The organism is Legionella nautarum (assembly GCF_001467895.1).
Lineage (GTDB): Bacteria > Pseudomonadota > Gammaproteobacteria > Legionellales > Legionellaceae > Tatlockia > Tatlockia nautarum.
This window is the reverse complement of the sequence record NZ_LNYO01000027.1, coordinates 75,992-100,855: the sequence shown is the minus strand read 5'-3', so window position 1 is coordinate 100,855 and position 24,864 is coordinate 75,992. Positions and strand designations below refer to the sequence as shown.

The following is a 24,864-nucleotide window of genomic DNA, read 5'->3' as shown; positions in this document are numbered from 1 at the left end:
CATGCTGGAAAAAATCATACGATTTTCACTCAAACACCGCTGGTTTATCCTGTTGTTTACCCTGATGCTCGCCCTTTTTGGCGTGTATAACTTTCAAAAACTGCCTATTGATGCAGTACCCGACATTACCAATGTGCAGGTACAAATCAACACGCAAGCCTCTGGCTATTCACCGTATGAGGTAGAGCAACGCATTACCTTTCCTATTGAGCTTGCCATGAGCGGCTTGCCTAATTTGGATTACACCCGCTCTCTTTCTCGTTATGGATTATCGCAAGTAACTGTGATATTTAAAGACGGCACCAACATCTATTTTGCGCGTCAATTAATTAATGAGCGTTTGCAAGAAGTAAAAGATAAGTTGCCACCGGAAGTAGAAACCTCCCTTGGTCCTATCTCCACGGGGCTTGGCGAGATTTTTATGTATACGGTGACCAATAAATTTAATCTTCCTAAAGAAAAACGCTATAACCCAATGGAACTTCGCACGGTGCAGGACTGGATCATTAAGCCGCAGCTGCGCAATGTAGAGGGCGTTGCCGAGGTCAATACCATCGGTGGCTATGAGAAGCAATTTCACATCACTCCAGATCCCGCAAAATTAGTACGTTACAACTTAAGCCTAACCGATGTAGTCGAATCACTTCGACGTAACAACGCGAACGTGGGCGCAGGCTATATTGAGCGTAATGGTGAACAAAATTTAATTCGCGTACCAGGACAAGTGCAAAACATTCCTGATATTGAAAATATTGTGGTGGCAAGCTTTGAGGGCACACCGGTTCGTATTCGTGATGTGGCTGATGTGGCGCTTGGCAAAGAGCTTCGTACGGGGGCTGCAACTGAAGAGGGTCAAGAGGTGGTTTTGGGAACGGTGTTTATGCTCCTGGGCGAAAATAGCCGCACTGTTTCTGAGCGTGTGGCTGCCAAAATGAAAGAAATCAACAAATCCCTTCCTGAAGGGGTTGAGGCGGTTACGGTCTACAACCGTACTGAGCTTGTGAATGCCACCATTAATACCGTGAAAAATAATTTGCTCGAAGGGGCCCTACTCGTTTGTATCATTCTTTTTGTATTTCTAGGCAATATTCGTGCAGCCTTAATTACCGCAATGGTCATTCCTTTATCCATGCTCATGACCATTACCGGCATGGTCACTAATAAAATCAGTGCCAACCTCATGAGTTTAGGGGCGCTTGATTTTGGTTTGATTGTCGATGGCGCGGTGATTATTGTTGAAAATTGCATCAAACATTTAGGTGAAAAACAGCATGAGGTTAAGCGATTATTAAACCTTGAGGAACGCTTAAAAGTCATTGCTTATGCCACAACCGAAGTCATTCGCCCCAGTATTTTCGGGGTGTTTATCATCACCGTTGTGTATTTACCTATCTTAACCCTTACCGGTGTTGAAGGGAAAATGTTCTTACCCATGGCAGAAACGGTCATTCTGGCCCTTATGGCTTCCATGCTCTTTGCTCTAACCTTTGTTCCAGCAGCAGTTGCCATTGTTCTCAATGGCCGCGTTCAGGAAAAAGAAAACTGGTTGGTGCATTATATTTCTCAGGGCTATGAGCGGGTTTTAAGGCGGTGCTTTCATGCGCGAATTGGGGTGATTGGGGCCGCAGTTGCTTTAGTTCTGGTGAGTCTATTGATTGCTTTTCGTCTGGGTGGTGAGTTTATCCCAAGCCTTGATGAAGGAGATATTGCCCTGCAGGTCATGCGTATTCCTGGCACAAGCCTTACTCAATCCATTGCCATGCAGGATATGGTCGAAAAACGGGTAAAACAATTTCCTGAAGTAAAAAACGTTTTTGCCAAGATTGGTACTGCCGAAGTGGCCACCGACCCCATGCCTCCTAATGCAGCCGATACATTTATTATGCTAAAACCACGCAAAGAGTGGCCTAACCTTAAGAAAACCAAACAAGAATTGGTACAGGAAATTGAAGAAGCTATAAAGCTAATACCCGGCAATAATTATGAGTTTACCCAACCGATTCAAATGCGTTTTAATGAACTCATTTCTGGGGTGCGCAGTGATGTGGCGGTCAAAGTGTTTGGCGATGACATGAAGGTTTTATTAAAAATTGCCGAACAAATTGATGCCCAACTTGAAAAAACACCAGGGGCTGCGGATGTAAAAGTGGAGCAAGTCAGCGGCCTTCCTTTATTGACTGTGGAAATTAATCGTGATTCCTTGGCGCGGTATGGCTTGCAAATTGGAACAGTACAAGATGCTATCGTTATTGCTACGGGTGGTAAGAAGGGCGGTGAGCTTTTTGAAGGGGACAAACGTTTTGACATTGTGGTGCGACTGCCGGAGTCACAACGAATTGATACCGATGTACTAAGACAGGTGTTTATCCCATTACCGCCTTCTAAAGATGGCCTACGGCACTTCATTCCCTTAAGTGAAGTGGCCAAAATGGTACGTAGTGAAAGCCCCAACCAAATAAGCCGTGAAACCGGTAAGCGTCGCGTGGTAGTGAGTGCCAATGTTCGCGGACGTGACTTAAGCTCTTTTGTCCTGGATGCCAAACAGCGCATTGAACAAAACGTCAAACTACCTAGTGGCTATTGGGTAACCTGGGGCGGTCAGTTTGAGCAATTACAATCAGCCTCATCACGCCTACAAATTGTGATTCCTATTACTTTGTTGGGTATTTTCCTACTCTTATTCATGAGCTTTGGTAGTGTTAAAAATGCCTTATTGGTCTTTTCCGGCATTCCGCTAGCCCTAACGGGCGGGGTGTTTGCTTTATGGCTTCGTGGAATTCCATTGTCGATTTCAGCAGGCGTGGGTTTTATTGCCCTATCAGGAGTTGCCGTTTTAAATGGCTTGGTTATGATTACTTTTATCAATAAACTGCGTGAAGAAAAAAGGTTTTACTTAAAAGATGCGGTATTACAAGGCTCGCTCGCAAGGCTTCGCCCAGTACTCATGACTGCTTTAGTGGCATCACTGGGTTTTGTACCCATGGCTCTAGCCACGGGCACAGGCTCAGAAGTACAGCGTCCCTTGGCGACCGTGGTTATTGGCGGCATTATTTCATCAACTTTTCTAACGCTCTTGGTGTTGCCTGGTTTGTATTATGTGTTTCATGAGCGACGCAAAAAAGGGCTGCTTAACAAGGACATCAATGCAAAACCTTCTTAATGATTGATGAGGAGTTCCTTGAACATCCAGTAAGATAAGGAATAGAAGTAATGACTAGAACCTCAAACAAATTCTATAACTTTATTAGAGTCAATTTATTTTTTTTCCAGTACACAGGTTTAATCATCAAATGTGATTTGACAAAAAAAAGGATTGGGCTATATCAATAGTTAAATACTTGTTTAACTGTTTGATTGATTATGCTTACTCAAGACCAAATCATTACCTTAAGCGATATCTTGCATTTAATGGGTGAACCTAATCGCTTAAAGCTTCTTATAGTATGCTTTGAAGGTCCAAAATCAGTTTCAGAATTAGCAGAACAACTGCAACTTTCAGTGCCCTTAGCCAGTCATCATTTAAGTTTATTGCGCTCAGCCAGGCTTCTAATGGCCAATCGTGACGGCAAACATATTTATTACAGCATTTATGACGTCCATGTGCGTTGTATTCTTGCAGACATGCTCAAACACTTTACTGAAGAGACGGAGATTTAACATGAGTTTTCTAAAACGAATGCTTGGAACTTTTGGTGGCCATCATGGCGGATACCACAGTTCCAAGCATGGCCAAAAAAATCAACCTAGTAATTACTCAACCCACACCGAGTCAAAAAAATTGAGTTGTCCGCGCTGCAAGGCTTCTCTTGCATATGGTGCGCGTTTTTGCAGCCAATGTGGCAGTAGCCTTGAGAAGACTCAATGCACTTGTGGTGCCACTATCGCTGCTGGTGCGAAATTTTGCGGCCAATGTGGGAGCTCATTATGACAACGCCTCTCACCTTAACCACTTTTTTTGTTGCAGGCCTTGATTGCCCGTCTGAAGAGCAATTAATCAGGCGGCAATTAGAGGCAGTTCCTGAAGTGGAGCAGCTGGATTTTAATTTCATTGCAGAAGAGGTGACCGTGCATCATCGTCTTGACGCGATTGATGTATTGCAGAAACAAATCGAAGCATTAGGCATGAGTGTGCGTACTCAGGGCAGTTCCTCTTTGGCAAAAGAAGAGACGCGGCGGATTGACTCTTCATGGCCATTTATTGCTTTGGCAGGCTTTTTAGCGCTTTGTTCGGAGTTGACTGCATATTTCTGGGCAAAAGAGCAATCAATCTGGGTTATTCTTCCTGCGGTGCTCGCCATTATCTTAAGTGGCCCATCTACTCTTAAAAAGGGTTTGCTTGCGTTGCGTACCAAAGCTATGAACATTAACAGCTTGATGTTGATTGCCATCCTAGGAGCAATGATTATAGGAGCTTGGCCGGAAGCTGCGATGGTCACTGTTTTATTTGCCCTTGCTGAGCGCATCGAGCGTTATTCTTTGGATAAGGCCCGCTTGGCCATTCGCAGTCTCATGCAAATTGCGCCTGAGGTGGCGCAAATTAAGATGGATAACGGTCAATGGCAGACTTTGCCTGTAGAAGAGGTAGCAGTCGGTGCTGTTTTTAAAGTAAAACCCGGTGAGCGCATACCGCTTGATGGGGTGCTGATATCGGGACAAAGTACAGTGAATCAAGCACCGATTACAGGCGAGTCCATGCCTGTGAGCAAGCAAGTTGGTGATGTCGTGTTTGCGGGGACTTTAAATGAGCACGGTGCTTTTGAAGTCAAGGTCAGCAAGGTATCAGGTGATACCTTGCTTGCTAAAATTGGTAAAGCCATTGAACAGGCACAAAGTGAACGAGCGCCAACGCAGCGTTTTGTTGATAAGTTTGCGACCTATTACACCCCAATCATGGTCTTGATTGCACTTTTTATTGCACTTATTCCTCCCTTGGTGTTTGGCTACCCTTTTTATGATTGGATTTATAAGGCCTTAACCTTATTAGTGATTGCCTGTCCCTGTGCTTTGGTCATCTCCACCCCGGTTACGGTAGTCAGCGGATTGGCTTCAGCGGCACAACACGGACTTCTTATCAAAGGAGGCAGCTATTTAGAATTGGGCCATCAGCTCAAATTAATTGCTCTGGATAAAACAGGCACCTTAACCGAGGGAAAACCCGTAGTGACTGATTTTATCGCTTACGATAAAAAACAAACCAAAGAATACTTATTAGTACTTGCTGCAAGCCTTGATAGTCATTCGGAGCATCCCGTTGCTCATGCATTGGTGGAGTACTGGCGGCAAAATCAACCTAATGAGTCCTTACTTGAAGTAGCGCAATTTTCAGCACTCCCCGGCCGAGGGGTGCAAGGCGCTATTGGTCAGGAGCTCTATTACGTTGGGAATCATCAATTGGCAGAAGATAATAATGTGTGCTCTCTTGCTGTAGAGCAAGAGCTCAAGCGTTTGGAAGAAGAGGGAAAAACGACGGTTATTTTGAGTAATTCAGCAGTGGTTTTGGCGGTTTTTGCGGTGGCCGATACGCTTCGTGCCACCAGCAAATGGGCTATTGAAGCCTTGCATCAACAAGGGCTTAAAACCGCGATGTTAACAGGTGATAATGCGCTGACCGCTCAAGCTATTGCCAAGGAGGTGGGGATTGATGAGGTGCAGGCGAATGTCTTGCCGACTGAAAAATTACAAGCAATTAATCGTCTTTTGGAGCAGTATAAAACGGTGGGCATGGTGGGCGATGGAATCAATGATGCTCCGGCCTTAGCTAAAGCCACGATTAGTTTTGCGATGGGGAAAGGCACCGATACCGCTTTAGAAACGGCAGATGTTGCGTTAATGAATGATAATTTAGCCATGCTTCCTTTATATATTGATTTAAGCCGAAAAACGGCGCGTATTCTTCGCCAAAATATTACGTTATCCCTTGCCATCAAAGGGGTGTTTTTTATTCTGGCATTGGGAGGATTAGCAACGCTATGGATGGCGGTATTTGCTGATATGGGTGCGAGCTTAATTGTTGTTGCAAATGGTCTGCGCCTACTTAACTCACATAAAGGGCATTCTGAATATCAAGAAATGAACGTTTAATGAGTGTTTCGACAGTTTTATCTTCATATAGGATAGATGATGAATAACTGGATTAAGAATGAGCAAAATCCCGCTCATGCTTTGCGTTTTTTAGTGGTTGAATCCTCATTAGGAGCTCGTATTCTCATGCGTTTGCATTTATTAGAGTTGAAGCATTTGGTGGATATGGCTTGGGATGATGAATCGGCAATAGATCTGGCTTTTATGAGCGCTTATGATTTTATCTTAGTGGATAAAAATTTAAATTGCTATGAGCTGATTGACCGCATACAAAAAAATTCAGTATTCAATGAACAGACACCTATTATAATTTTGACTTCTAACCCTAACGAGGATGAAACATCTCAGGGCAGCACGATTTATTTTAAAAAACCCATATCTAAAAACGATGCATTACAGTTGCTTGATTTTGTACAAACCCTTAAAAAATGAATCCTTTTTTAAGGCTGGCTGTAAAATGTATGGTATTAATTTGAGAGCAGATAAGATTCATTTATCTTCTGTTATTCACTATGTTACGATGTAAATAGTTCTGAGATTTGTGTTAAGGAGAAATAATGAATACTAATGGATTTAAAATAATTGTATTGATTGGTTTGTTGGGTTTTGGCTTATCTGCCTGCACCAATAAAACGAAACCTGCTCAAACTCACCCTGAAATTGGCTATGAGGGAGGATTTGGTGGCGAGGGTGGGCACAATCATCAACCTAAAGACGACTAAAAGGAATATAAATGTTTGCCAATGGATGGTTTTTAGGTTCTTTAGGTGTCCTAGTTATTGTATTGCTTGGCTTTATCTTTTTATATAGAAAAAAGAAGAAAACCATCCATTTTTATATTATTTTAATTACTTTTCTTATCATAGCCGCCATTTTTCTCCATGGGGTTTCATTTAAATTAAAATAGTGATTGGTGATAGGGAGAAAAAATGCGTAAGGATGCACTTTCTGATGTCAAAAAATCCTCAAAAGAGCGGTTACTTTGGTCTGCGCTTGTCCTAACAGGTGGCTTTCTAATCGCTGAGGTGGTTGGGGGCATTATCACGGGAAGTTTAGCGTTAATATCCGATGCAGCACACATGCTCACCGATGTGACCGCATTGATTATTGCCTTGATTGCGATTCGGATTAGTAAACGTCCCGCGGATGAGCGCCGCACCTTTGGTTATTATCGATTTGAAATATTAGCAGCAGCATTTAATGCGGCCCTTCTTTTTGTAGTTGCCCTTTATATTATGTTTGAGGCCTATCAGCGACTCAAGCAACCCCCTGAGATTTATTCTCTAGGAATGCTTATTATTGCCAGCATTGGTTTGGTCGTCAACTTGGTTTCTATGTCTCTTCTTTCACAAGAAAAAGATAATAGCTTAAATCTTAAAAGCGCTTATCTTGAGGTGTGGAGTGATATGCTAGGCTCTTTAGGGGTCATTGGTGCAGCACTAATAATTCGCTTTTTTGGTTGGAGTTGGGTGGACTCTGTGGTAGCAGTTTTCATCGGTTTATGGGTATTACCACGCACTTGGATTCTCTTAAAAGAAACAGTGAATATTCTTCTAGAAGGAGTGCCATTTGGAGTTAATCTAGAGAAAATCAAAGCCCATATGATGGCGGCAGAAGGAGTCTTAGATGTACATGACCTGCACATTTGGGCGATTACCAGTGATAAAATCAGTCTCACAGCACATCTTGTTGTTGCCCCCAATGCAGAAGAGGAGCCTATAAGAGTGAACGTTCAGAACATTTTATTCTCTCAATTTAAGATTAGGCACACCACCCTACAAACGGAACATAAGAAAATTCTTGATGAAGAAGGTCTTTGTAGTTCTTCAGCTCATTAGTTTATATACAGCCTCCTAATGCACGTACAACAGGTTTGTATATGCGTCCGTTAACACTCTCGCTACGGTTCACCTGCGTTTTTTAGGATTAATTAATAAGTATCATCCTCTTGAATTGTTCATTAAGAAAACAAAGCTCCGTATATGATGTACCACTTCCCTATAATAATACATCTAGGAGTGGTAGAAAGGTATGGAGCGTAGATATTTATCTATGTTGTTTAACCATCACTTTATTTGTTTTGTATTTTATTATTTCACCTCACTCGAAGTGAGCATCATTTTGCCAATGCGTCATGGCAAGAAAAAACGTGTGAATGGAAATATACTCTCGGATTGCATCATAATGACTGCTATTCTTAAAGAGTTAATATGGGATAGGAGTTGTTCATGGAAACTGCGATCAAGAAACGCGGTCTTGTAATTACAGTGGGTGCTCGATTAGTTATAGGATTTATGGCACTGAGCCTGCCTTTATTGATCTTAATTATGCTGTTACTGCCCAAAGTAAATTGTGTAATTGAGCTGACACATAAAATTCATAATGAAAATTTACCACCAATTCTTGATAGCCAAATTTATCAAGCTCAAGACATTCTTGAACATTGGGCCATGACCGGAGATCCCAAGGACAAAGTTTATTTTGCACATATATGGAATGAAATCACCCATGTTAGAGACCAGTGGGATCGGGTGATGCGCCAATTAGATGATCCAAAGCTACAGCATGAATGGGGAAAGCTCCAAGAATTGTATTTGTCTTTTTATCAAGCCCAAGCGTCCATACTCAATGCTTCTCGAGATCCGAATAATCCAGATAATGTAGAAAACAGCAGAAATAAGACAAGAGCTCTTGAAAAATCAATGATCAATATCATTGATGGTCCTTATTCTGAAGAGATAGGCAAAAGAACAGGCGGGCTGTTCAGCGACTTAGCGCGTGAAATAGAGAAAAATGTTAATAAAATAGATAACAGCTTAATTTCTTTAAAAACCTCTGCTTATTGGTTATTAATTTTAGCTATTATTCTAACTCTTGTTGTACCTTACACGACCCGACGCGCTATCGCAACTCCAATAGATAAAGCAATTGATATAGCTGAACGAATTGCTGCAGGGGAGCGAGATGTTGTGATCCAGATTCAATCTCGAGATAAATTAGGAAAACTACTTTTATCGCTCAACGTGATGCAAGAAGCCATTAGACAAAATGAAGAAATTCTTCGTACTAAAGAAGAAGACTCTCGGGATCTCTTTGAGAAATTAGTCAGTTCATCGAAAAAATTTAGAGAACACAGCAGTAAAGTTGCTGCAGGAGATTTGCGAGAGCGTCTTGAGATTGACAAAGAAGATATTTTACACGATCTGGGTAACGATTTAAATTTGATGACCGATGGCTTGACGTCCATTACTAAAAAAATTACCCAAGTCAGTAATGATATTGTGACTATGGTTGGAACAGTTCTCTCTTCGGCGAATGCACAAGCTGAAGGCATTACTTCTCAAGCCACTGCAATTAATGAAATCAGTGCTTCTCTAGAAGAAATTGATAAGAGTTCAAAAAAAACGATGGTTAAAGCACAAGCCTTAAGAGAGGTCGCTAAAAATACGTACGAACAAGGAAAGCTGGGTGCCGAATCGGTAGAGCAAAGTATTCACGGCATCAAAGCTTCTGAAGAAAAAATGAAGCTTATCGCACAAACCATTCTTGATTTAAGCAATCATACCCAACAAATTGGCGATATTACTTCAGTAGTAAATACCCTTGCGCAACAATCAAAGATGTTGGCATTGAATGCATCTATTGAAGCATCAAAGGCGGGTGAGGCAGGAAAAGGTTTTGCAGCAGTTGCCAATGAAGTAAAAACTCTTGCCGAACAATCGGAACAATCAACCGTGCAAGTACAAAAAATTCTTGAGGACATTCGACGCACCACTGAAAAAGCAGTCATCGTTACAGAAGAAGGGGCTAAGACTCTTGATTCAGGATCAAAACGCATCGAAAAAGCCGGTGAGGTGATTCAAACATTAAGTCAGATGATTAATGAAGCATCCATTTCCAGTCAACATATTGAGGTGGCGATCCGTCAGGAAGCTGTAGGTATTGAACAAATTGTTGAAAGTATGAATGAGATTAATCGTACCACGTCGACTTTTTCTAGTGGTATTAAAGAGATGATGGCATTTATTTATAAATTGGATGCTATTGCCAGACATTTAAAGGAAGACGTCAATTTATATAAAGTTTAAGGGCACATGTTCCAGGAGCTTTTTATTTAATAGTTGGTTGAGCCTATCTTAGCAAAGCAAGCTCCTATGTCTTTGTTGGTTTATCAATTCCAAATAAAGGATCATGATGAGCAACATCAATTTCACAGAAAACTGATGGAGTAGAATGCACTGCATTCTTTAAACAAGGAGTTATCGGATGATCAGTAAAGACACTGCAAAATAACTTAACTTATGTAGGGCAGTTGGCCATACGCCTTGATAAAGCAGGAGATGTAACGATAAAGAAGATACTGAAGCGAATTGGATGAATTGAATAATATTACAGCGCAATTACGGGAAATACTACAGTCATTACACGAGACAAGATGACTTATACAGGCAATCTTAAAATGCATTTATTAGACAAGTATACTTTAGACGGCGAAGTTTATCGTTATAAATCACAAAAACAATATCAATGCGTGGGACTCATGAACTTTTATAGATGAGCGATTGGGTATTATTCCTAGGATACTGGTTTGGGGAATTTATTTAGAATGAATAATAGAGCATAATGAAATTGGTATAAATATGATAAGGCCAGACAAATAAAAAGGATTTTACAATGTTTGAAATACTACCCAATTGGCATCCAATTTTAGTGCATTTTACTGTAGCGTTATTTACGTCCGCTTTTGGTTTCTATCTACTGACGTATTTATTTAAATACACTCATCTCGTTTCAAATAAAATGACGATAGAGTTTGAAATTGTAGCCCGGTGGTGTTTATGGTGCGCAGCTTTAGTGACGATAGTGACAGTTCTTGCAGGGCTCTATGCTTATAATACAGTCAAACATGATGAGCCAGCACATTTGGCCATGATGAGTCATCGAAATTGGGCATTATCCACTGCTGTTGTTATGTGGCTTGTTGCAATTTGGTCTTTATGGCGTTATTACAAGCAAAAAGCAATGGCCCTTACGTTCCTTATTGCACTACTTTTTGTTCAGGGACTGTTGCTTTCTACGGCCTGGCGTGGTGGCGAGTTGGTGTATCGCCATGGTTTGGGTGTGTTGTCTTTACCCAGTACAGAAGGTGAAACCGAACATCATCATGAGAAAAGCTTATGAAAGGCCTCGATTTATTTTTAAGCTTTTTCTTAATACTAATAGACGAGCGTTCAGAGTAATAAGGGAGAATGGATTTTGGTGAAAAAAATAATGGTGTTGCTCACCAGTCTTTTGGTGGTGACGAACGTGTTTTCTGCAAAGCGTGTTGTCGATTTAGTTGTGGGGTACAAGACGGTTTCTTTTGCTGGGAAACCGCGTATCGCAATTGCAGTAAATAATCAAATTCCAGCACCAACACTACGTTTTAAGGAAGGCGATGAGATTACTATTAATGTATCCAATCATATGGATAAACCTACATCAATCCATTGGCATGGTGTGTTAGTTCCTTGGCAAATGGATGGGGTGGAACATGTCAGTCAAAAAGCGATTCCACCAGGAGGGGTGTTTCATTATCGGTTTGTGCTCAAACAATCAGGAACGTATTGGTACCATGCTCATGCTGAATTACAAGAGCAACAGGGCTTGTATGGCGCTTTCGTTATCGATCCGATTAAGGCACCTAAATACAAATACATGAAAGATTTTGTGGTGGTGTTATCAGATTGGAGCAATACCAAACCCGAGCAGATTTTAAAAAATCTAAAGAAAGAAGGAGATTATTATTCTCCGAGATTTCCGCTGCAGCCCTCTTTAGTAAAATTTATGCATGATTATAAAAAAGGCTCCGCAGGGGAACGTAAACAATTATTCAATGATTACAAAATGATGCAACAGATGCGCATGAGTATTTATGATTTTAGTGATGTTGCTTATGATGCATTTTTACTCAATGGTCAACCCAAATTCAAGCCCTGGACTGCTTTGGTGAAGAAAGGGGATGTGGTACGGTTACGCTTTATTGGCGCGGGAGGAAGCACCATTTTTCGTGTAAAAATTCCAGGGTCTGTAATGCAAATGGTGCACGCGCAAGGTAATGATGTGAACCCCTATACTATTAAGGATTTTGCTATTGCATCGGGTGAAACCTATGATGTGCTCGTTAAGATTCAAAAAAATAGGCCCTATATTATTTATGCAGAATCATTAGATACCGTGGGGGCTGCATACGGTGCCTTAGTGACTTCGTCGCAACACGTTGTGGATTACCAAAAAGTGCCCCCATTTCCTGAACCATTGCCGGTGAGTCGCGATATGATGGCCATGATGATGGGGCAGATGAATCAAGGTACCTTACCTCAAGTAATAAAATCATCTATTAAGAAAAAAGGTGTTAACCATTCCCCTAAGATGAAAATGAGCTCAATGTCTCATGAAATGAGCCATAAAAAATTACACCCTATGCAAAAAAATACCTTATCTTCTTCTATGTCCAACATGAAGATGGACTCCAACATGAAGATGGACTCCAACATGAAGATGGACTCCAACATGAAGATGGACTCCAACATGAAGATGGATTCCAACATGAAGATGGACTCCAACATGAAGATGGACTCCAACATGAAGATGGACTCCAACATGAAGATGGACTCCAGCATGAAGATGGACTCCAGCATGAAGATGGACTCCAACATGAAGATGGACTCCAACATGAAGATGGATTCCAACATGAAGATGGATTCCAACATGAAGATGGATTCCAACATGAAGATGGATTCCAACATGAAAATGGATTCCAACATGAAGATGGATTCCAACATGAAGATGGACTCCAACATGAAGATGGACTCCAACATGAAGATGCCCACGGAACCGACCATTATAGGAGACAAGATGGGTCCGCCCACCTCTTCTTACAAAACCTCAATGGGTACAAAATATCAACCCATGATTGCCGCGGTGAAAACGAATGATCCAAATACTCCAGTGGCGCATGTAATCAATATGGAGTTGTTCGGATACATGGATCGATTTATTTGGTTTATCAATGGAGTGCCTGCTTATAAAGCACATCCCATACGTTTAGAGCCTGGGAAGCGGTATCGGTTTGTGTTTACCAATACATCCATGATGCACCACCCCATGCACATTCATGGTCATTGGTTTATTTTGCGCAAGGGAAATGATGCTTATGATCCTTTATTACATACGATTGATGTGCCGCCAGGAGCAACCATAACAGCAGATGTGGACACTGATGCGAGTGGCCAATGGTTTTTTCATTGCCATTTTCTGTATCACATGATGACGGGTATGTCACGAGTGTTTCAGTATTCCACTTTAATAGAAATTACAGAAGGTGAAAAAAATCCTCAAGATATTATAAAACAAACCCCTTATTACAATCGCCCCATTGTGAGAGTGGATGAAACAATGCCTATTAATTCCTCCTTGGTGAACCATCCGATGGTACATCCCGCAGGTCTATGGCGAGCCTCATTTATAGATGGCGGAGCCGATCCGATTCATAATGCTCAACGCCTTAATTATAAGGGCTTATATGGTCCTGATTATAATAAGCTGGAATTGTTCGTCAATGATGCAGAGCTGTTGAAAGGAAAAGTAGAAAGTGCTGACATTGATATTTTTTATTGGCATTTAATCAGCCAGTTTTGGGCAATTAAAGCAGGGGCTAATTATACCAATAAGCCAGCAAATACTCCTTATTGGCAGCCAGGCATTGGAATTGAAGGATTAATGCCTTATTTTATCGATACCAACCTTCGAGGTTATTACTATAACGGTAGTGCCAAACTCGATGTGGAATTATCACGAGACACTCAAATCACCAATAACTTGTTCATTAGGGCAGGGATACGCAGCATTCTTGCTTCAAAGACTGTTATTCAGGCGAATATCGGTAATGGACTTAATCAAATGCGCTATATTGTCAGGCCTTATTATCGCCTGATTCCTGGCTTAAATATTAATGTTGAATACGAACATGAGCAAGATTATGGTGCGTTTAAAAACATACAAATAAGTAATGGTGAAGCAGCCAATCAAGATACGATAACTTTTGGTCTTACCGTGCTATTGTAAGAGAGGGGAGTTGCCATTTATTCTCGGAATTTTTTAACTGCATCGATAAATAGATTTTCTAGGGAAGAAACTGGTATAGTGCGCATTATTTGGGGCCATTTATATTTTATAAATTTATGCTCATTTAAAATGGATTATACAGGTTTTTAATATGATGACTTCATTATGCAGAATAGTTATTTTGACGGGCCTCTTATCAGGGGTTTGTATCAACTCATCTTTTTCTCACTCCAAGGCTACAATAAATCCAGTAGGAAGTTCTGTACAGGCACCAAAGGCAAATAAGCTCATTAAAATCATTGCTTTTGATACCATGCGCTTTAGTTTTTCGAAAAAAACTAAAGCTACATGATGGAGAAATTATAACCTTTGAAATTACCAATGCAGGAACAGTAAATCATGAGTTTTCTATAGGTCATGAACAAGAGCAAAAAGCACATCAAGACATGATGCGCGCCATGCCCAATATGGTCCATGAAGACGGTAATACGATTACTCTTAAACCTGGTGAAACGAAAACACTGACTTGGAAGTTTAAATCCACTCCAGGTCATTATGAGGCTGGCATGTATCAAAAAGCGAAAGTGGCAGCATCTTAAATCAAAGAGCAACTCGTGTCGTTATTTGAATGCCCAATCAATTGCCTTTAATAATGACTGCCTCTACATTAATATTTCTGCGCTGAGGGGCTAAAACGGCTAAAAATGAAAATCGGCGCACGATGCAAAGTCCTGCTTTCACCGAAAATCAGCAACTCATCCCACTCAGTAGGACCTCTACATGTATTGCCCTCCATTAATATCAAGATTGGCACCTGTAATAAACCCGGACTCTGAAGAAGACAAGAACGCCACGGCATTGGCAATCTCTTCTGGCTTGCCTAAACGCCCTACGGGAATGTGCGCAATAATCGACTTTAATATGTCCTCTTTTATCGCGGAAAGCATGGGCGTTTCAATATAGCCTGGTGAGATGGTATTTACCGTAATTCCTTTACTTGCCACTTCCTGAGCTAAGCTTTTGCTAAAACCAAATAAGGCTGCTTTGGTGGCTGCATAATTACATTGACCAAATTGGCCCTTGCGTCCATTAATTGATGAAATGCTAATAATTCGACCACAGCCTTGCTCCAGCATGGCAGGTAATACATTGCGCGTCATATTAAAGACGCTGGTCAAATTAGCATCAATAACCTGCTGCCATTGTAATGAAGTCATTTTCTTTAAGGTCGTATCACAGGTGATGCCCGCATTATTGACTAAAACATCGATGCGTCCGTAGCGTTCCATCAATAAATCAGTAAGCTTCTCACAATCAGCAAATTGAGTGGTATCACCATAGAGAATATCTACATTAAAACCTGCTGCTTGTTGACTCTCTTGCCATCGTTTTGCCTCATCATGTTTACCGCCTTTAAAGTAACATGCGATGACTTGATAATCCGTTGCGAGACGTTGACATATTGCAGAACCTATCCCACCTGTACCTCCTGTTACCACTGCGGTCATTCGTTCCATAAACTACTCCTTTGTTTTGAACGTTTATTAATTTTGGATAAGAAAATAAATGAATCGTTAAATAACCTCAACTTCTTCCGCCTGCAAACCTTTTTGGCTTTTGCTCATTTTAAATAAAACACGAGCTCCTTCAGGAAGGTTTTTAAAGGTACTGCCTTGAATAGCACTAAAATGAACAAAATAATCTTTGCCGCTGCTCGCAATAAAACCAAATCCTTTGTCTTTATTAAACCATTTTACTCTTCCAGGTATTTTATCGGTCATCTCAATCCCATCCTCATGATAAGAACATAGTATGATTTAGCCTTGCTCCAAAGCATTTAAGCGCATTTGCGCACTAGCATTTCCTTGCTGAGCTGCTTTTCGAAGCCACTTCATGGCTTCAGCATCATTTTTCTCAACGCCCACCCCATCATGATATACGGCAGCAAGGGCAAATTGGGCTTCAGGAAAACCTTGTTCCGCTGCTCTACGAAAATACTCAACTGCTTTCGAATCATTTTGAGCAATACCTTTACCAGTGATGTATTTCACCCCAAGATTGTACTGAGCAACAAAATCCCCTTGTTGTGCTGCTTGCTTAAACCACTTCACCGCATCCACATCACTTTGCTGAATGCCTCGTCCAGTAGAGAACATAATCGCAATGCTACGTTGAGCCAAAACATTTCCTTGTTCTGCCGCTTTAAGAAACCATTTTGCTGCTTCTACATCATTTTGCTCAATCCCTAAGCCTTCTGCATACCGTGTGCCTAAGTTGAATTGAGCCAAAGCTAATCCTTGTTGTGCCGCTTTACTCATCCATTGAGTTGCTTCAAGGTCGTTTCGCTGCACTCCTTTGCCCTGTGCATACATGAAGCCAAGATGCAGTTGAGCCATCTTCTCCCCTTGCTCTGCTGCCTTTCGAAGCCATTCGAACGCTTTCGTATCACTTTGGGGAACTCCTTTCCCATCAACATACATGGCTGCAAGATTAAGTTGAGCAATAGGCTCTCCTTGATGAGCCGCCTTGTAAAACCACTTAAACGCTTTAATATCATTTCGCTGTATCCCTTTACCAGTCCCATACATGAGACCTAGATTGCGTTGCGCCATCGGCAATCCTTGATGAGCCGCTTTACGAAACCATGTCACTGCTTCGCTTTCATTCTTTGCGACCCCTTTTCCAGTGACACACATCACCCCAAGATTCAGCTGGGCTATGACATCCCCTTGTTGTGCTGCTTTACGAAAATATTGAGCGGCTTTAATATCGCTTTGCGCTACCCCCTTACCGAATGCGTACATAATGCCAAGGTTACGTTGCGCCACGGGTAATCCGTGTTCGGCCGCTTTACGAAAGCGTTTCACGGCTTCAACGTTATTTTTGGGTGTTTCATGACCTAAAGCATAAGCCACGCCACGATCATTCAAAAGAGAGAATGTTTCATTGCTGGTCTTGTTCTCAGCAATAGAAGGTTGTGAGACATTGACTGTATCCGCATTAGTGCTTGTATGCAGAATCAAGGTCATTAAAAATAAAATTGAATAAAAATAATGGGGTCGCATTCATCTTGACCTTTATTATGAAGAACATAAGCTTACACTAAATGGAGGAAAATTGCTCTACTAACCCACTGAATTTTATAGAAACACCCAGCACCATCAATTTCCTTGAACTCCAGCTAAACGAGGCGCATTTCAATGTGCATCATCCATTGTTCCCGAGGAAAAATCCTAATGCGGTTATCGCGACACAACTTATGTACTATTTACGAGCCAATATTGGGATAAAAATTCTCTGATTGCGATGCCAATAGGCTCAATTGTTTTCTATAATAACGGGCTTTTCATAAACAGAATGATTCATGGTGTTCAATCGTTTGATTGTGGGCATTATTTGAGAAGGGCAGCGATAGGCGCTTCCTTCAATAGAATGTATTTCGATGTCTGTATGCCGATTCGGGCTCAACGTGTAGTATCTTTTAATCCTATTTTGATGTTGTTCAAATACAACCACATTGGCATTTAATTTTCTTCCCTCATTTTTAAGAAAATTGATGTCATCTTTTTTTAAATTTTTTTCTAATCCCCATGTGAATTGAAGCTTCATACCGTGTACATCCTTGCCTGATATTTTTCCCAGAAACTTACAGGTAGTTACACTCTGAGTATTATTATCATAGAGAAGGGTGATGTTTTGAGCACCTGGCTCTAAATGCCTTGGCACGCAACCCACGAGGCAACCTGTTATCATAAAAACAATCATTGAAAACATAGCTTTATTCATAAGTAACTCCTTACAAAGTCCAACTTCTCCAGAAACCGCAGCTTATGGGTCTTAATCACCCCTGAAACCATCGACTGCAGTATTTAAAAAAACGCATAGATAATTTTTTTGTTATTTATTACTTATTATATTTTCTTTGCTGCCAAAGCAGATAAACCACCGGAATAACAATCAAAGTAAGTACTGTCGCACTTAACATTCCTCCAACCATCGGGGCAGCAATCCGTCGCATCACCTCAGAGCCTGTGCCGCTTAATAGCATGATCGGTAATAAACCACCGATAATCGCAGTCACCGTCATTATTTTGGGGCGAAGCCGTAACAGAGCTCCTGCCACTACGGCATCAAAAACGTCCGCTCGGGTCATTGCTCGTCGTTGCTGTAGCGCATCGTGTTGTGCTTTTTCCAAAGCTTGATTAAGAAATACCAGCATGATGACACCGGTTTCTGCAGCTACTCCAGCTAAAGCAATAAACCCAATACCCACAGCGACCGATAGGTGATAGCCTAATAAATACAAGAGCCAAATCCCACCGACTAATGCTAAAGGCAATGTCCCTAAGATAATCAATACTTCGCCCAAGCGACCAAAATTAAGATACAACAAAAAGGCAATAATCGCTAAGGTTAAAGGTGCAACTAAAGTGAGACGTTGTTTGGCACGTTCCAAGTATTCATATTGCCCGGACCAGGTTAATGAGTACCCTGCGGGTAGTTTTACTTGACTCTGCACGGCATTTTGCGCTTCTTGAACATAAGAGCCTAAATCGCGTCCGGCAATATCAATGTAAACCCATCCATTGAGCCGTGCATTTTCACTGCGAATCATGTCGGGTCCTTCCGTAATCGACACCGAAGCGACTTCACTTAACGGAATTGTAGCACCTGCAGGTGTCACAATAGGCAGTAAACGAAGTTTTTCTAACGAATCACGAATATCACGCGGATAGCGCAAGTTAACAGGATAACGTTCTCGTCCTTCAATCGTTTGGGTTATGTTCATCCCACCCACTGTGGTTTCAATAATTTCTTGAATGTCCTCAACATTTAATCCATAGCGAGCCGCTGTGAGGCGATTAATATCAATGGTGATGTAATGGCTGCTTGCGACACGCTCTGCAAAAACAGAAATAGTGCCAGGTATGTTTTTTAAAATGCGTTCAAGTTGTTCTCCAATGGATTGAATGGTGTTTAAGTCAGGTCCTGCAATTTTAATGCCCACAGGCGTTTTTATTCCCGTGGCTAACATGTCAATGCGGGTTTTAATCGGCATCACCCAGGCATTTGAAAGGCCAGGTAGTTTAAGACGCAAAGACAGCTCCTCGCGTAATTTATCCATGCTCATGCCTTCGCGCCATTCATTTTTTGGCTTAAATTGAATGGTTGTTTCGACCATCGATAAAGGAGCTGGATCGGTGGCCGTTTCTGCTCTACCCATTTTACCAAATACCGTTTTAACTTCCGGGATAGTAGCAATGAGTTTATCCGTTTGTTGAAGTAGTTGCTGTGCCTTACCGATGGAAATACCAGGAAATGTTGTTGGCATGTAGAGTAAATCACCTTCGTCCAGTTCGGGCATAAACTCATTACCCAGATAATGAAGGGGTAAAAAACCAAGAAATACAATCAGAGCAGCTCCGGCTAAAATCATTTTTGGAGCATTTAAACTGGCGTGTAACACCGGTTGATAAAGGGCTAACAAGAAACGGTTAACCGGATTTTCATGTTCTTGTCTGATTTTGCCTCGAATGAGATACCCCATAAGTACGGGAACTAAAGTAATGGAGAGCATTGCAGCCGCTGCCATCGCATAGGTTTTGGTATAGGCAAGAGGCGCGAATAATCGGCCTTCTTGTGCTTGCAAGGTAAAAACGGGCAGAAAACTAATGGTAATAATAAGTAAGGAAAAAAATAAAGGAGATCCAACCTCCAGGGCTGCTTGCTCCATGATGTGCCAACGATTCTTTTCTGTAAGGATATCGTGTTCAAGGTGTTTATGCGCGTTTTCAATCATGACAATCGCAGCATCAACCATAGCACCAATGGCAATGGCAATGCCTCCTAAAGACATAATGTTGGCATTAATGCCCTGAAGGTGCATGACCATTAATGCCAATAAAATGCCAATAGGAAGGCTTGCGATAATAATTAATGAAGAGCGAAAATGAAATAAAAAGACAACACAAATGAGCGAAACAATAATAAATTCTTCGATTAATTTATCTTTTAGAGTATTAATGGCACGCTGAATTAAGTTTGCGCGATCATAAGTTGTAATAATGTCCACCCCTTTGGGTAAACTGGCTTGTAATTGCTTTAATTTTTCTTTGACATTGGCTATAGTTTGCATGGCATTTTGCCCAAAACGCATGACGATAATGCCGCCTACAGCCTCACCTTGACCATTTAGCTCGGTAATTCCCCGGCGCATTTGTGGGCCTAACTGCACCTGCGCTACTTCTTGTAACAAAATAGGAATGCCGTTTTTTCCAAGTCCTATTGGAATCTGCTCCATATCTTTTATGGACTTCAGATATCCTTTAGCGCGTATCATGTATTCGGCTTCTCCTATTTCAATGGCAGAGCCACCTGCTTCACGATTACTACGTACAACGGCTTGTTTGATTTGTGCAAGAGTTAAACCATAAGCACGCAAATGATCGGGCTCTAAGGTAATTTGATATTGTTTGACCATTCCTCCCGCGGTAGCTACCTCAGCCACACCAGGCACTTTTTGTAATTCGTATTTCAAAAACCAATTTTGTAAACTGGTTAATTGCGCCAGATCATGAGTTCCAGTGCGATCAACTAAAGCGTATTCATACACCCAACCCACCCCAGTTGCATCAGGGCCTAAAGCGGGCTGGGATCCTGGAGGTAGGCGATTGGTAATTTGACTTAAATATTCCAAAACGCGAGAACGAGCCCAATATAAATCGACCCCATCTTGGAAAATAACATACACGTAAGACACCCCAAAACCCGATTCACCTCGTACGGTCACAGCACCGGGTACTGAAAGCATCGCAGTGGTTAAGGGATAGGTCACTTGATCTTCCACGATTTGTGGTGCTTGTCCTGGAAATTCTGTTTTTATGATCACTTGCACATCGGATAAATCAGGAATGGCATCGACTACAGTATGTTTCACGGTATAAATCCCGCCAAGAATGAGCATACTGGTCATCAGTAAGATTAAAAAACGGTTTTTAATGGACCAGCGAATAATGGAAGCTATCATTTAGAGTGATCATCCTTGGGTAGTTTTTTTATCTTCGTGATAATAAATTGGTTATTCTTTTTTTCTAAATTAAATTGAATCGACTCTCCGGTTTTAAGCCCATCTAATACAATTTCTTGTGAGACTGAAAAATTCATTTCCATTGCAGGCCAATTCAATGAGGGAATGGCCTCGTGTTGTATGGTTAACGAATGCTTGGCCGAATTAACTTCTTTTATAGTCCCAAATCCTTCAGCGGTTTTATTGGCTGATGTAGCGGATAATTGGTTACTCAAGGTCTCTTTAGGTGTTTGGAGCCGTTCAAGTCCCGCTTTTAAATTAGACTCTGAATCCAGAAGAAATTGCCCGGAAATGACTACTTGTTCACCACTCTTTAGTCCTGAGATAATTTCCACTTGGTTTTCTGCTTCCATGCCTATTATTACAGGGCGTATTTCAAATCGGCCTTGGCCTAAAGCAACAATCACGCGATCGCCCTGACTGCTTCTAATTAATGCCTCAAGGGGAATATTGAGTACATTGGCTTTAGGTTGTGTCAAAATGACAATACTGACATACATATTAGGTTTTAACTGGTTATCCGGATTTTCAAAGCGAAATCTGACTTTAACCGTGCGGGTTGTGGGATCTAATTGCGGATAAATATACTCTACAGCTCCTTTCCATTGTTTTTGTGGAAATGCAGAGATTCGTGCTGTTGCGCAATCGCCAATGTGGACCCAATTGGCTTGTTCTTCAAAAATCTGGGCAATCATCCATACGCTGGCTAAGTCTACGAGGCTCATCATCTCGATATCAGGAGTTACTCGCATGCCTTCACGAATATTCAGTTGAGCCACAATACCCTCTTGAGGTGCATAAATGGCGACTAATTGATTGGCCTTATGGGTTGCTTTGATTTCTTGAATTTGTTGTTCAGAGATGTGTAAGGCTTGTAATTTTTTATAGGACGCATTGATTAAGGTAGGATTTTTATTTTCTAAAGCGATCACATATTCTTCTTGAGCAGTTACTAACTGGGGGGAATAATATTGTAATAGGAGTTGGCCTTTTTTTACGGTCTCACCCAAAGTTTTAACCACCAGATTTTTTACCCAGCCATCGGCATAGGTGTGAATGTGGCCAATTTGGTTTTCATTAGGCTCTACATAGCCTACGGTATCAATTGTTTTTGCCAAATTGCTTTGTACAACAGGAGCAAGGCGAATGCCTAAATTATTAATCACAGCAGGTGAAATGTGCACTGTCGCCTCATTCTGATGTTCCTCAGCATAGACAGGAGTTAACTCCATACCCATACGTGATTTCCCCGGTCCTGGATAGCGAATGGTTGGCTCCATGGCATCAATCCAATACATGGGTTTTTGATTCTTTTGGGATGTTATGGTTTTATTACCGCTCGATTCCATGGTCCATCGTCCAAGAAAAAAAACTAAAATTAGAGCAACGAGCCCAAGAGCGATTAATTTTTTGTTCATGTTGGGGTTCCTTCGAGATAGAGCAAAGTCGCATGAGCTTTTAAGCGCTCTACTTGGAGTTGAATGTGTTCTAATTGGATGGTTAATTCACTGCTGTAGGCCCGTAATACGGTGGTGAGTTCGGTTGTGGTATTTTGATAGGCGAGTAATGCTGCTTTGGCATTTTGCTTGGCTTCTGGAATTAATTGCTTATTGTATAAATGCTCGCGCTCTAAAAGATGTTTCCAAGTGGTATATTGTACGGTAAGTGATTGCAGTAAATCACGATAATGGATGTGTCTATCCATTTGGGCAGCATTTAATTTATTGAGGCTTGCATTGAATTGGCGGTCTTGGCGATTGGCAGTAAAAAAAGGTAAATCCATGGTTGCTTGAGCTGTTAACATATCAGAGCGCGGCGTTCCATCAGGCATCCTGCCTTGCCTGAATCCATAACCTACACCTAATTGCCATCCAGGCTTGTATTGTTCTTTTGCATAAGCGACTTCAAAAGAGGAGGCTTCCACATTGGCTGCATCTGCTTGTAATATGGGATGCTTCATCAGGTGGTTTTGTAAGTTCGCCATGGAAGGCAGGGTAGACCAATGGGGCATCGACAGTGCCAAGGGACGCTTGACGTTGTTCATGCCAATCCACCGCCCCAACTGAGCTTTCAAAACAGCGATTTGTTGCTTATTTTGAATCACTTGATTTTTTAATCGTGATAGCTCCAACTGAACTTGCATCACATCCGTTTGATTGATTTTGCCGGTGCTGTATTGCGATTGGGTGACTTGAAGCAGCTCTTTATAAAGTGCTTCATTAGTCTTTATGATACGTAGCGCTTCGGTCCAGTAATACAATTCCAGCCAATCTTCTCGTACAGTACGAACCAGTATCAGCTTTTGTTCTTTGATTTTAATGAGTTCCGTTTTAGCTAATGCGCGTGTTTGCTGTGATTTCATTTTAAGCGACTTGCCTCGCGCAAATTGTTGCTGTATGCCTACTTGTACCATGGTCATTTCATCTTGAGTAAAGCTGAACGTATCGGTCGGCACATTAATCGTGCCAGCGGCTAATTGGGGGTCGGGTAGTTGCCCATCTGCTACCGATTGTTGTTTTAGGGCTTGGCTATTCGCGTTTAAACGTTGTAGTTCTGGAGATCTGTTAATTGCTAGATGCTCTGCTTCAGTTAAAGTCAGGGGTAGATTTTGTGCAAGAGCGAAGGATGCTCTCCAGAAGAGGTATATTATGGGTATGATTCTTAGGAGGACATCTTTTTTTTTCATATACTGACCTTAAATTCCCTTTACTTGTTAATAAATGAGGTGCGTAAGCAGGTGCTTCTGGTAATTTTTTGGGTAAAGCACATAATAATAATTATCGATATAATTTTATTGCTATCCAAAGTATGCTTTTAATCTTCATTCTCCATATGTCAAATTAAATTCTTTGCTCATTACTATTAATTAGTATATTAATTGTGATCCTGGATTTATGCTTTTGTTTGGCACGCCATAAATCCCAGTCTCTTTGTAAATTAAGCCAAAACTCAGGCTCCATATTCAAAGTATCTGCTAAATCCAAAGCAGCTTCAGGGGTTATACCCCTTTTGCCATGAACAATTTCATTAAGCTTGGCATAAGTCCAACCCAAATGAGAGGCGAACGCTTTCTGTGTTAAGTTCATTGGTTTGATAAACTCTTCTAAAAGCATTTCCCCTGGCAGGGTGGGGGTTCTGTTAGTTGGTAACATTTTTTTCTCCTTAGTCATGATAATCAAGGATACATACATCATAAGCATTTCCATTTTCCCAGCGAAAAATGACAGCCCATTGTTTATCAATTTTAATTCGCCAAAAATCCGATAAATTGCCAGTTAACTTAGCTAGCTTATTACTCGGAGGAATTTTCAGTGTATCAATAAGGGTGGATGCATGAATCATATCTAAATTCCGCTGTGCTTTTTTATGCAGTTCAGAGGGAAGTTTTCTTGAATAGCGGCTGCTCACTCCATTAAAGATATCCTCAGTTAGTTTATCCTGAAAGTTAATGATCATAATTACATTATATACCAATTATCGATAAATGATAATTTAATTATATTGGTTTTGCAAATGCAATATTATTGGCTACTGAAAAATGCCGTGGTATCATTTGGGATAGATAACGTACCTTATCTTTCACAAACCAA

The 24,864-nt window shown here is 41.2% G+C and carries 21 protein-coding genes; 12 read left to right on the top strand and 9 right to left on the bottom strand.

The genetic code is table 11. The features are described 5' to 3' along the window. Window position 1: 1 nt before the first annotated feature. The 12 genes from Lnau_RS15875 to Lnau_RS15830 all read left to right on the top strand — a co-directional run bounded on the left by Lnau_RS15875 (window position 2) and on the right by Lnau_RS15830 (window position 14,786). The gene (locus tag Lnau_RS15875) at window positions 2-3,160 is read left to right on the top strand and encodes a CusA/CzcA family heavy metal efflux RND transporter (RefSeq protein ID WP_058506123.1); all 3,159 of its coding nucleotides are present in this window, start codon (window positions 2-4) and stop codon (window positions 3,158-3,160) included. Between the two features lie 200 nt (window positions 3,161-3,360). After that, entirely contained in the window at window positions 3,361-3,657 is a 297-nt protein-coding gene (locus tag Lnau_RS15870; RefSeq protein WP_058506122.1) for an ArsR/SmtB family transcription factor, read from the top strand. Between the two features lies 1 nt (window position 3,658). Next, on the top strand, window positions 3,659-3,928 hold the full coding sequence (locus tag Lnau_RS15865; RefSeq protein ID WP_058506121.1) for a zinc ribbon domain-containing protein: 270 nt from the start codon (window positions 3,659-3,661) through the stop codon (window positions 3,926-3,928). Then, window positions 3,925-6,081, top strand: a complete 2,157-nt coding sequence (locus tag Lnau_RS15860; protein ID WP_058506120.1) for a heavy metal translocating P-type ATPase — start codon at window positions 3,925-3,927, stop codon at window positions 6,079-6,081. The genes Lnau_RS15865 and Lnau_RS15860 overlap by 4 nt, the downstream gene beginning before the upstream one ends. Before the next feature lie 36 nt (window positions 6,082-6,117). Next, complete coding sequence (locus Lnau_RS15855) at window positions 6,118-6,513, top strand: PleD family two-component system response regulator (RefSeq protein WP_238586003.1); 396 nt, start codon at window positions 6,118-6,120, stop codon at window positions 6,511-6,513. A gap of 125 nt (window positions 6,514-6,638) precedes the next feature. After that, complete coding sequence (locus Lnau_RS16625) at window positions 6,639-6,803, top strand: hypothetical protein (protein WP_165482925.1); 165 nt, start codon at window positions 6,639-6,641, stop codon at window positions 6,801-6,803. 11 nt (window positions 6,804-6,814) lie between these two features. Further along, window positions 6,815-6,988 carry a GlyGly-CTERM sorting domain-containing protein gene (locus tag Lnau_RS16510; protein WP_133134936.1) on the top strand — a complete coding sequence of 58 codons (174 nt, stop codon included), beginning with the start codon at window positions 6,815-6,817 and terminating at the stop codon, window positions 6,986-6,988. Between the two features lie 22 nt (window positions 6,989-7,010). After that, window positions 7,011-7,919, top strand: a complete 909-nt coding sequence (locus tag Lnau_RS15850) for a cation diffusion facilitator family transporter (protein ID WP_058506118.1) — start codon at window positions 7,011-7,013, stop codon at window positions 7,917-7,919. Between the two features lie 390 nt (window positions 7,920-8,309). Next, entirely contained in the window at window positions 8,310-10,169 is a 1,860-nt protein-coding gene (locus tag Lnau_RS15845; protein ID WP_058506117.1) for a methyl-accepting chemotaxis protein, read from the top strand. Window positions 10,170-10,755: 586 nt separating this feature from the next. Further along, window positions 10,756-11,262, top strand: coding sequence for a DUF2231 domain-containing protein (locus Lnau_RS15840; RefSeq protein WP_058506116.1), 507 nt, complete (start codon window positions 10,756-10,758; stop codon window positions 11,260-11,262). A gap of 90 nt (window positions 11,263-11,352) precedes the next feature. Further along, window positions 11,353-14,187 carry a multicopper oxidase domain-containing protein gene (locus Lnau_RS15835; protein WP_083503876.1) on the top strand — a complete coding sequence of 945 codons (2,835 nt, stop codon included), beginning with the start codon at window positions 11,353-11,355 and terminating at the stop codon, window positions 14,185-14,187. Between the two features lie 305 nt (window positions 14,188-14,492). After that, window positions 14,493-14,786, top strand: a complete 294-nt coding sequence (locus Lnau_RS15830) for a cupredoxin domain-containing protein (RefSeq protein ID WP_238586002.1) — start codon at window positions 14,493-14,495, stop codon at window positions 14,784-14,786. Window positions 14,787-14,963: 177 nt separating this feature from the next. On the opposite strand, the gene phbB is transcribed toward Lnau_RS15830, so the two are convergent. The 9 genes from phbB to Lnau_RS15785 form a co-directional block, all read right to left on the bottom strand. Then, the gene (gene phbB / locus Lnau_RS15825) at window positions 14,964-15,704 is read right to left on the bottom strand and encodes an acetoacetyl-CoA reductase (RefSeq protein ID WP_058506114.1); all 741 of its coding nucleotides are present in this window, start codon (window positions 15,702-15,704) and stop codon (window positions 14,964-14,966) included. Between the two features lie 57 nt (window positions 15,705-15,761). Next, complete coding sequence (locus tag Lnau_RS15820; RefSeq protein ID WP_058506113.1) at window positions 15,762-15,968, bottom strand: cold-shock protein; 207 nt, start codon at window positions 15,966-15,968, stop codon at window positions 15,762-15,764. A 36-nt stretch (window positions 15,969-16,004) separates the two neighbouring features. Further along, window positions 16,005-17,252: a tetratricopeptide repeat protein gene (locus tag Lnau_RS15815; protein ID WP_058506112.1), complete on the bottom strand. Its 1,248-nt coding sequence runs from the start codon at window positions 17,250-17,252 to the stop codon at window positions 16,005-16,007. A gap of 253 nt (window positions 17,253-17,505) precedes the next feature. Next, window positions 17,506-17,973 (bottom strand): DUF4156 domain-containing protein, encoded by a 468-nt coding sequence (locus Lnau_RS15810; RefSeq protein ID WP_058506111.1) that lies wholly within the window; start codon window positions 17,971-17,973, stop codon window positions 17,506-17,508. 118 nt (window positions 17,974-18,091) lie between these two features. Beyond that, entirely contained in the window at window positions 18,092-21,214 is a 3,123-nt protein-coding gene (locus Lnau_RS15805; RefSeq protein WP_058506110.1) for an efflux RND transporter permease subunit, read from the bottom strand. Further along, entirely contained in the window at window positions 21,211-22,692 is a 1,482-nt protein-coding gene (locus Lnau_RS15800) for an efflux RND transporter periplasmic adaptor subunit (RefSeq protein ID WP_083503872.1), read from the bottom strand. The genes Lnau_RS15805 and Lnau_RS15800 overlap by 4 nt, the downstream gene beginning before the upstream one ends. Then, window positions 22,689-23,960, bottom strand: coding sequence for a TolC family protein (locus Lnau_RS15795; RefSeq protein WP_058506109.1), 1,272 nt, complete (start codon window positions 23,958-23,960; stop codon window positions 22,689-22,691). The genes Lnau_RS15800 and Lnau_RS15795 overlap by 4 nt, the downstream gene beginning before the upstream one ends. 154 nt (window positions 23,961-24,114) lie before the next feature. After that, entirely contained in the window at window positions 24,115-24,426 is a 312-nt protein-coding gene (locus Lnau_RS15790) for a HigA family addiction module antitoxin (RefSeq protein WP_058506108.1), read from the bottom strand. A gap of 10 nt (window positions 24,427-24,436) precedes the next feature. Beyond that, entirely contained in the window at window positions 24,437-24,730 is a 294-nt protein-coding gene (locus Lnau_RS15785; RefSeq protein WP_058506107.1) for a type II toxin-antitoxin system RelE/ParE family toxin, read from the bottom strand. Window positions 24,731-24,864 lie beyond the last annotated feature (134 nt).

Excerpts from the sequence above, each read along its gene's own strand:
- Lnau_RS15875 (WP_058506123.1), top strand. The coding sequence starts at position 2 with ATGCTGGAAAAAATCATACGATTTTCACTCAAACACCGCTGGTTTATC.
- Lnau_RS15870 (WP_058506122.1), top strand. The coding sequence starts at position 3,361 with ATGCTTACTCAAGACCAAATCATTACCTTAAGCGATATCTTGCATTTA.
- Lnau_RS15865 (WP_058506121.1), top strand. The coding sequence starts at position 3,659 with ATGAGTTTTCTAAAACGAATGCTTGGAACTTTTGGTGGCCATCATGGC.
- Lnau_RS15860 (WP_058506120.1), top strand. The coding sequence starts at position 3,925 with ATGACAACGCCTCTCACCTTAACCACTTTTTTTGTTGCAGGCCTTGAT.
- Lnau_RS15855 (WP_238586003.1), top strand. The coding sequence starts at position 6,118 with ATGATGAATAACTGGATTAAGAATGAGCAAAATCCCGCTCATGCTTTG.
- Lnau_RS16625 (WP_165482925.1), top strand. The coding sequence starts at position 6,639 with ATGAATACTAATGGATTTAAAATAATTGTATTGATTGGTTTGTTGGGT.
- Lnau_RS16510 (WP_133134936.1), top strand. The coding sequence starts at position 6,815 with ATGTTTGCCAATGGATGGTTTTTAGGTTCTTTAGGTGTCCTAGTTATT.
- Lnau_RS15850 (WP_058506118.1), top strand. The coding sequence starts at position 7,011 with ATGCGTAAGGATGCACTTTCTGATGTCAAAAAATCCTCAAAAGAGCGG.
- Lnau_RS15845 (WP_058506117.1), top strand. The coding sequence starts at position 8,310 with ATGGAAACTGCGATCAAGAAACGCGGTCTTGTAATTACAGTGGGTGCT.
- Lnau_RS15840 (WP_058506116.1), top strand. The coding sequence starts at position 10,756 with ATGTTTGAAATACTACCCAATTGGCATCCAATTTTAGTGCATTTTACT.
- Lnau_RS15835 (WP_083503876.1), top strand. The coding sequence starts at position 11,353 with ATGGTGTTGCTCACCAGTCTTTTGGTGGTGACGAACGTGTTTTCTGCA.
- phbB (WP_058506114.1), bottom strand. The coding sequence starts at position 15,704 with ATGGAACGAATGACCGCAGTGGTAACAGGAGGTACAGGTGGGATAGGT.
- Lnau_RS15820 (WP_058506113.1), bottom strand. The coding sequence starts at position 15,968 with ATGACCGATAAAATACCTGGAAGAGTAAAATGGTTTAATAAAGACAAA.
- Lnau_RS15815 (WP_058506112.1), bottom strand. The coding sequence starts at position 17,252 with ATGCGACCCCATTATTTTTATTCAATTTTATTTTTAATGACCTTGATT.
- Lnau_RS15810 (WP_058506111.1), bottom strand. The coding sequence starts at position 17,973 with ATGAATAAAGCTATGTTTTCAATGATTGTTTTTATGATAACAGGTTGC.
- Lnau_RS15805 (WP_058506110.1), bottom strand. The coding sequence starts at position 21,214 with ATGATAGCTTCCATTATTCGCTGGTCCATTAAAAACCGTTTTTTAATC.
- Lnau_RS15800 (WP_083503872.1), bottom strand. The coding sequence starts at position 22,692 with ATGAACAAAAAATTAATCGCTCTTGGGCTCGTTGCTCTAATTTTAGTT.
- Lnau_RS15795 (WP_058506109.1), bottom strand. The coding sequence starts at position 23,960 with ATGAAAAAAAAAGATGTCCTCCTAAGAATCATACCCATAATATACCTC.
- Lnau_RS15790 (WP_058506108.1), bottom strand. The coding sequence starts at position 24,426 with ATGTTACCAACTAACAGAACCCCCACCCTGCCAGGGGAAATGCTTTTA.
- Lnau_RS15785 (WP_058506107.1), bottom strand. The coding sequence starts at position 24,730 with ATGATCATTAACTTTCAGGATAAACTAACTGAGGATATCTTTAATGGA.